The 6,805-nt window shown below is 72.4% G+C and carries 8 protein-coding genes; 5 read left to right on the top strand and 3 right to left on the bottom strand.

From position 1 onward, the window contains the following. Positions 1-462, top strand: a 462-nt coding sequence (locus AOK08_RS33750) for a PadR family transcriptional regulator (protein ID WP_063794186.1), incomplete at its 5' end; no start/stop codon positions are given. Between the two features lie 204 nt (positions 463-666). Here the strand turns inward: AOK08_RS33750 and AOK08_RS33745 are convergent. Further along, entirely contained in the window at positions 667-1,095 is a 429-nt protein-coding gene (locus AOK08_RS33745; protein ID WP_055533088.1) for a type II toxin-antitoxin system Rv0910 family toxin, read from the bottom strand. Between the two features lie 115 nt (positions 1,096-1,210). Beyond that, positions 1,211-1,399, bottom strand: a complete 189-nt coding sequence (locus AOK08_RS33740; RefSeq protein ID WP_055533086.1) for a hypothetical protein — start codon at positions 1,397-1,399, stop codon at positions 1,211-1,213. Between the two features lie 207 nt (positions 1,400-1,606). Between AOK08_RS33740 and AOK08_RS33735 the strand changes: the two genes are divergently transcribed. From AOK08_RS33735 to AOK08_RS33725, 3 genes are all read left to right on the top strand, one after another. Beyond that, the gene (locus AOK08_RS33735) at positions 1,607-2,152 is read left to right on the top strand and encodes a Clp protease N-terminal domain-containing protein (protein ID WP_055533094.1); all 546 of its coding nucleotides are present in this window, start codon (positions 1,607-1,609) and stop codon (positions 2,150-2,152) included. A 242-nt stretch (positions 2,153-2,394) separates the two neighbouring features. Beyond that, entirely contained in the window at positions 2,395-3,390 is a 996-nt protein-coding gene (locus AOK08_RS33730; RefSeq protein ID WP_107101114.1) for an EamA family transporter, read from the top strand. Between the two features lie 223 nt (positions 3,391-3,613). Continuing rightward, positions 3,614-4,585, top strand: a complete 972-nt coding sequence (locus AOK08_RS33725) for a DMT family transporter (protein WP_055533084.1) — start codon at positions 3,614-3,616, stop codon at positions 4,583-4,585. Positions 4,586-4,674: 89 nt separating this feature from the next. Here the strand turns inward: AOK08_RS33725 and AOK08_RS33720 are convergent, their stop codons facing one another. Next, positions 4,675-5,322, bottom strand: coding sequence for a pyridoxamine 5'-phosphate oxidase family protein (locus tag AOK08_RS33720; RefSeq protein WP_055533082.1), 648 nt, complete (start codon positions 5,320-5,322; stop codon positions 4,675-4,677). A gap of 46 nt (positions 5,323-5,368) precedes the next feature. On the opposite strand from AOK08_RS33720, the gene AOK08_RS33715 reads away from it, so the two are divergent. Next, positions 5,369-6,700 (top strand): aminotransferase class I/II-fold pyridoxal phosphate-dependent enzyme, encoded by a 1,332-nt coding sequence (locus tag AOK08_RS33715; RefSeq protein WP_055533080.1) that lies wholly within the window; start codon positions 5,369-5,371, stop codon positions 6,698-6,700. The last annotated feature ends 105 nt before the right edge of the window (positions 6,701-6,805 follow it).

The raw sequence follows: 6,805 nt of genomic DNA, 5'->3' as shown, positions 1-6,805 counted from the left end.
GGCCGGGGCGGACCTCGGGGCAGGGCGCGGCGCGGTGACGTCCGTGCGTCGATCCTGGCCCTGCTGAAGGACCGGCCGATGCACGGCTACGAGATGATCCAGGAGATCGCCGAGCGCAGCGGGGGCGCGTGGAAGCCCAGCCCGGGTTCGGTCTACCCCACCCTTCAGCTGCTGGAGGACGAGGGCCTGATCGTCAACGAGAGCGAGGGCGGCAAGAAGCTGTTCGCGCTCACCGAGGCCGGTCGCACTGCGGCCGACGAGGGTCCCGACGCGCCCTGGGAAGAGGCCGGACGCGGCGTCGACTGGGAGGCGCTGAACGACATCCGCCAGGCCGGCTTCGGTCTGATGGAGGCCTTCGGCCAGGTCTGGAAGACGGGCACCAAGGAGCAGCGCGAGAAGGCACTCGCGGTGATCAACGAGGCGCGCAAGAAGCTGTACCTGATCCTCGCCGACGAGGACTGATGGGCCGCCCCCGGAGACGTGTCCGCCTCGGCGGTGTGTCTCCCCGTGCGCGAAGGTGCCCCGCGAAGGTGCCCCGCGGAAGTGTTCGCGGGGCACCTTCGCGCTGTCATACGGAGTCGCCTGTCATACGCCGCCGCCCGTCGTGCGGCCGGTGTGGTGCGGCCGGTGTGGTGCGGTGTTGTCGTGCGGCTGTTCAGGGTCGGCTCAGGCGACCAGGCCCGCCAGTTTGCGCAGGGACTCGTTCAGGGCGGCCGTTCCCGAGTCCTTCAGCTTGCCGGCCATCAGGGAGACGGCCGCGCCGGTGAACTCCCCGTCGATACGGACGGTCGTGGTGTCGCCGTCCGACGTGAGGGTGTAACGCGTGGCCACGGTCACTGCCATCGGGCCCTTGCCCCGGATGGCCAGTGTGCGGGCCGGCTCCAGCTCCGCGATGGTCCATTCGACCTCGGCCGGGAAGCCCATCAGCTTCATGTTCTCCTCGAAGGTGCCGCCGACCTCCAGTGCCGAGGGGCCGCCCTTCGGGAAGCTCGTGTGGGTCGCGTTCCACGCTCCGTACGCCGACCAGTCGGTCAACTGCGCCCAGATCTTCTCCGCCGGTGCCTGGATCTGTGCCTCCGCGCTTATTTCGGCCATGCGACCACCCCTGTCACCTCTGAATCTCGGGCTGCGGTGTCGCGGAACGTAGCCGCAATAGCCGGAACATTCAATACTGACGAGACGTCAGGAATGGGGGCGGTTCAGGTGTGATTCAGTCCATCCGCTGTATCACCGCCGCGTCGAACAGGTCCCACGCGCGCGGGAAGGGGCCTTCGTCGTGACAGTGCCACGCCTCCCAGAACAGGTCGGCGAGCAGCGCGTCCTCCGGGGCGTACACCCGGTACACGTACTCTCTGCCGTCCGTGGCGGGCAGCGCCACCAGCCAGCACCCGCTCTCCATGTTGGAGTGGGACGTGCGGGCGGATGCTCCGGTTGCGCCTGAGGCGCGCGGAATGAGGGCGTGCGCCCCTTGTGTCGGATCTGTGCCGGGGCGGCTTGATGTCATCCGCAAGGAGGAGATTCCGCGCTCGATGCCCACCCTCCGTGGGACACGGAAATGGTGCGTCGCGGGGATGACCGGACCGGCTGGGGCTGATGGTGTGGAGTGGTGCAACCCCGTATCCCCCGGCAGTCGGCCACTGAGCCCGGTGCGATCCGTGTGGACAGCGACGCGAGGCTCACCGTCGAGCTGGCGGCGGTGGTCGCCGGTGCGCGCAGACGGGCGCTGCGGGACGGGGACCGGCAGATCGACACGGCCCATCTGCTGCACACGCTCCTGGAGTCGGATCCCGAGGTCCGTGCGGCCTTCGAGGGCGGCGAGCCGCAGGTCGCGCGGCTGCTCGGCTATCTCGTGCAGCGCAGCATCGGCTACGGGCTGCGCTGGCAGGGCTCGGTCGAGGACTCCGGCGCCCTGCCGGTGCTGCCGGGGACGGCACGGACGGCGGGCTGGTCACCGGTCGCGGCGGGCGCGCTGGAGGAGGCGTGTGAGCGGGCCGGACGGCGCGGTGACGCACGGGCCCGCGGGACCGATCTCCTCGCGGCGATCGTCGCGGACCCGCAGTCCCGGGCTGTCGAGGTGCTGCGACGGGGTGGTGTCGACGCGGGGGAGCTGTTGGCGCGGCTGCCCCGGGTCGAATGCTCCGGGTCGAACTGATCACGGTGATCATGATGATCGCGGTGATCGGGTGATCGGGTGATCACGGGGATCACGGGGATCAGGATGATCGCGGTGGCCGGGCGTGAGGAGTGCGCCGGGGGAGCCGAAGGCGGTGGACGAGTCGGCTGATTTCGGCTGAGGTGCCGGCCCCGCCCGGCCGAGCCCCCTGGGTCCGTCCAGCCGGTGAGACAGGTGCCATCGGGGGTGACGGTCATGTCGCCGCCTGCCATCATGGCCCGGTGCGTACGTCAGGGAGCGGTGCGGTCGGTCGGGGCAGGGGCGTCGGGCTGGGGCTCGCGCTGGTGTCGGCGGTCGCGTTCGGCGGGTCCGGGGTCGCGGCCAAGCCGCTGATCGAGGCCGGACTCGATCCGCTGCACGTGGTCTGGCTGCGCGTGACGGGCGCGGCCCTCGTGATGCTGCCCCTGGCCGTGCGACACCGGGCGCTGGTGCGTCGGCGGCCCGCGCTGCTCGCCGGGTTCGGACTGCTCGCCGTGGCCGGGGTCCAGGCCTCCTACTTCGCCGCGATCTCCCGGATCCCCGTCGGGGTCGCGCTGCTCGTCGAGTACCTCGCACCCGCCCTGGTGCTCGGCTGGGTGCGGTTCGTGCAGCGGCGGCCCGTGACCCGTGCCGCCGCGCTCGGTGTCGTCCTCGCGGTCGGCGGGCTCGCCTGTGTCGTCGAGGTGTGGTCCGGGATCGGCTTCGACACCTGGGGGCTGCTGCTCGCGCTCGCCGCCGCCTGCTGTCAGGTCGGCTACTTCGTCCTGTCCGACCAGGGCAGCGACGCGGGCGACGCGGCGCCGGACCCCCTTGGCGTCATCGCGTACGGCCTCCTGGCAGGCTCTCTCGTGCTGACCGTCGTGGCGCGTCCGTGGCGCATGGACTGGTCTGTGCTCGCGGGCACCGCCCACATGGACGGCACGCCCGTCGCGGCCTGGCTGCTGCTGGGCTGGCTCGTGCTGGTCGCCACCGTCGTCGCCTACGTCACCGGTGTGCTCTCCGTACGGCGGCTCTCGCCGCAGGTCGCCGGGGTCGTGGCCTGCCTGGAGGCGGTCATCGCGACCGTGCTGGCCTGGGTGCTGCTGGGCGAGCACCTGTCGGCGCCGCAGATCGTCGGGGGCGCGGTGGTGCTCATGGGCGCGTTCATCGCGCAGTCGTCGGCGCCCGCCAAGGGGTCGGCGGAGCCGGTCGCCCGGGGGCCCGAAAAGGATGTGGCGGCCCGCCGTACCGCCGCGTAGGGTCGCGATCATGTACGCGCGAGCACTCGTCCTTCCGCCTCCGGCCGCCTGAGGCGGGCTCTTCCGGAGAACCTGTCCGACGTATCGCCGTCGGGCTTTACGGTGCTGCCCGCAGACGACGCCCGAGGACCCATCGGAGCCCCCGAGGCCCGGGTCCTTTCGTCAACTTCCGCGCGGTGAAGTGCCTTTCGGCCGCTCTCCGCGCGACTGCGGAGAGACTCTCGTGTCGAACGCTGTTTCCGGCCTGCCCATCGGGCGAGGCCTGCTCCTCCTGACCGTCGCCGGTTTCGCCTGGGGTACCGCGGGCGCCGCCGCCTCGCTCGTCTACCGGGTGAGCGACATGGGCCCGGTGGCCCTCTCCTTCTGGCGCTGCGCCGGCGGCTTTGTCCTGCTGCTCCTCGCCCGGTCACTGCGCCGCCGTACGGCCGCGACCGTACGGCCCGAACCATGGCGCCGAAAGGCCCTGCGCGCCGGCGCCACCGGCTGCTCGCTCGCCGTGTTCCAGACCGCGTACTTCGCGTCCGTCCAGGCCACCGGCCTCGCGGTCGCCACCGTCGTCACGCTGGGCTCCGGACCCGTCCTCATCGCGCTCGGCGCCCGGCTGACCATGGGCGAGCGGCTCGGGGCCGGCGGGATCGTCGCCGTCGCCGGGGCGCTCACCGGGCTCGCGGTGCTGGTACTGGGCAGCGGTGGCGCCCAGGTGCGGCCGTCAGGTGTCGCATGGGCCATGGTCTCGGCGGCCGGATACGCCGTGATGGCCCTGCTCACCCGATGGTGGGGACGGGACGGCGCAACGGACGCGTTCGGTACGTCCATCAGGGCTTTCGGCGTCACGACGCTCTGCCTGCTGCCCTTCGGACTCGCCGAGGGGCTCTTCCCGCACACCGGCGACGGCATGCGGTTCCTCGGGCTGCTGGTGTACATCGCCGCCGTACCGACCGCTCTGGCGTACGGGTTGTACTTCACCGGGGCGGCCGTCGTCCGCGCGGCGACCGTTTCCGTGGTCATGCTCCTGGAACCGGTGAGCGCGGCACTCCTCGCCGTGACCCTGCTCGGCGAGCGGCCGACGACGGCCACCGTCGTCGGCACCCTGCTGATGCTGGGCGCGGTTGCGGGGCTCGCGGTGGCGGAGACACGGGCGGCCGGTGCGGACGGTGGGCTGGAACGGGCCGAGCCCGAGGGGGTGTTCGACTGACGGCGAGCCGGCCGAAGTCGTGGACGGACAGCCACCGCTGCCACTCCGTGCCGTCGCGCGGCGCGTCCCAGGGGTGGATCGGCATCGGTTCAGCGGGCCTTGAGGTAGTCGGGGAGCTGGGTGCCGGGCGCCAGCCCGGGGTCGGCGAGCGGGGCTTCGTAGCCCTTGCGCAGGGGGACCACACCGGCCCAGTGGGGGAGCGCGAGGTCCTCGGGCTCGTCGTTGACCCCGCCCGTGCGGACCTTCGCGGAGACCTCGTCGAGGTCGACGCGGATCACGGCGGTGGCCGCCAGTTCCTTGGCGTTGGCGGGCCGGGAGTCGGCGGAGCGGCCGGCCACCACGTTGTCGACCAGGACGTCCAGGGCCAGGAGCTTCTCGTCCGGGTCCGTCACCTGGTGGGCGATGCCGTGGACGACCACCGAGCGGTAGTTGATCGAGTGGTGGAAGGCGGACCGGGCCAGGATCAGCGCGTCCACGTGCGTGACCGTCAGACAGACGGGCAGGCCGGGGTCGGCCTGGCCCGTCATGCGCAGCGGGCGCGAGCCCGTCGACCCGTGCACGTAGAGGCGCTCGCCGAGGCGCGCGTACAGCGTCGGCAGCACGACCGGCGCGCCGTCACGGACGAAGCCGAGGTGGCACAGATACCCCTCGTCGAGGATCGCGTGCACCGACTCCTTGTCGTACGACGCCCGGTTGGGGGAGCGGGTGGGGACGGTGCGGTCGGTCGGCGTGTACATCGCGGTCTCCTCGCGTCCTATATTGCACTAGTGCATAATCTGTGTTGTGCTAGGAGAATATCCGATCGAAGGTCGGGGCGCAGCGGAGATTTCCGCCAGCGTCGAACGCGCGGTGGGTGCCGGGGAGCTGGAACCCGGGCAACTACTGCCACCCATGCGGGAGTTGGCGGACAGACTCGGGGTGAATCCCAATACCGTCGCCGCCGCCTATCGCACGCTGCGGGAGCGCGGCGTCATCGAGACCCATGGGCGGCGCGGCAGCCGGGTGCGTTCCCGGCCGGCCACCACAGGGCGCGAGTACATCCGGGTGGAGGTGCCGTCCGGTGTGCGGGACATGGCGCACGGCAACCCCGATCCCGCGCTGCTGCCGTCACTGGCGGCGGCGTTCACGGCGGCGGCCGAGCAGGGTGACCGGTCTCCGGTGCTCTACGGGGACGCCACCGTCGAACCGGAGCTGGCCCGCATCGCCCGCGCCGACCTCGACACGGACGGTGTGCCGGACGGGCCCCTCGCCGTCACCTCCAGCGCGCTCGACGGCATCGAGCGCGTCCTTGCCGTACACCTCAAGCCCGGTGACACCGTCGCCGTCGAGGATCCCGGGTGGGGTGGACTGCTGGACCTCGTACCGGCGCTGGGGCTGCGCATGGTCCCGGTGGGCGTCGACGACGAGGGGCCGCTCGCCGAGGACGTACGGCGGGCACTGGCGGCCGGGGCGCGCGCGCTGGTCGTCACCGACCGGGCGCAGAACCCGACCGGGGCCGTGGTGAGCGCCACACGCGCGCGTGCCCTGCGTTCGGTGCTCCGGGAGCACCCGGAGACCCTGCTCATCGAGGACGACCACGGTTACCGGATCGTCGACCAGGCCCTCCATTCGCTGGCCGGGGTCACCCGGCACTGGGCGTTCGTCCGCTCGGTCGCGAAGGCGTACGGCCCCGATCTGCGCCTCGCCGTCCTCACCGGGGACGCCGTCACCGTCGACCGGGTCCTCGGGCGGCAGCGACTCGGGCCGGGCTGGGTCAGCCGGCTGCTGCAACGGGCCGTCGTACGGTTGTGGGCCGACGGCGCGCTGGACGCGCGCGCGGTGGCCTCCGCGTACGGGCGGCGGCGCGACGCGCTGATCGACGCGCTCGCGCGGCGCGGGGTCGCGGCCCATGGGCGCAGCGGGCTGAACGTGTGGATCCACGTCCCGGACGAGACCGGCGCGGTCGCCCGGCTGCTGCACGCCGGCTGGGCCGTCGCCCCCGGCGCGCGCTTCCGGATGAACGCCCCGCCCGGTATCCGGGTGACCGTCGCGACACTGGCCCCGGCCGAGACGGATCCGCTGGCGGACGCGATCGCCTCGGCGGTGGGGACGACGGCGGCGCGGACGTTTGTCTGAGCGGTTGAGCGGTTGAGCGGTTGAGCGGTTGAGCGGTTGAGCGGATGGGCGGTTGAGCGGATGGGCGGATGGGCGGATGGGCGGATGGGCGGATGGGTGGATGGG

Origin of the sequence: Streptomyces graminilatus (genome assembly GCF_001418565.1) — a bacterium.
Lineage (GTDB): Bacteria > Actinomycetota > Actinomycetes > Streptomycetales > Streptomycetaceae > Streptomyces > Streptomyces graminilatus.
Note: the sequence above shows the minus strand (reverse complement) of the source record. Positions and strands in the feature narration are given on the sequence as shown.

Excerpts from the sequence above, each read along its gene's own strand:
- AOK08_RS33720 (WP_055533082.1), bottom strand. The coding sequence starts at position 5,322 with ATGTACACGCCGACCGACCGCACCGTCCCCACCCGCTCCCCCAACCGG.
- AOK08_RS33740 (WP_055533086.1), bottom strand. The coding sequence starts at position 1,399 with ATGGAGAGCGGGTGCTGGCTGGTGGCGCTGCCCGCCACGGACGGCAGA.
- AOK08_RS33745 (WP_055533088.1), bottom strand. The coding sequence starts at position 1,095 with ATGGCCGAAATAAGCGCGGAGGCACAGATCCAGGCACCGGCGGAGAAG.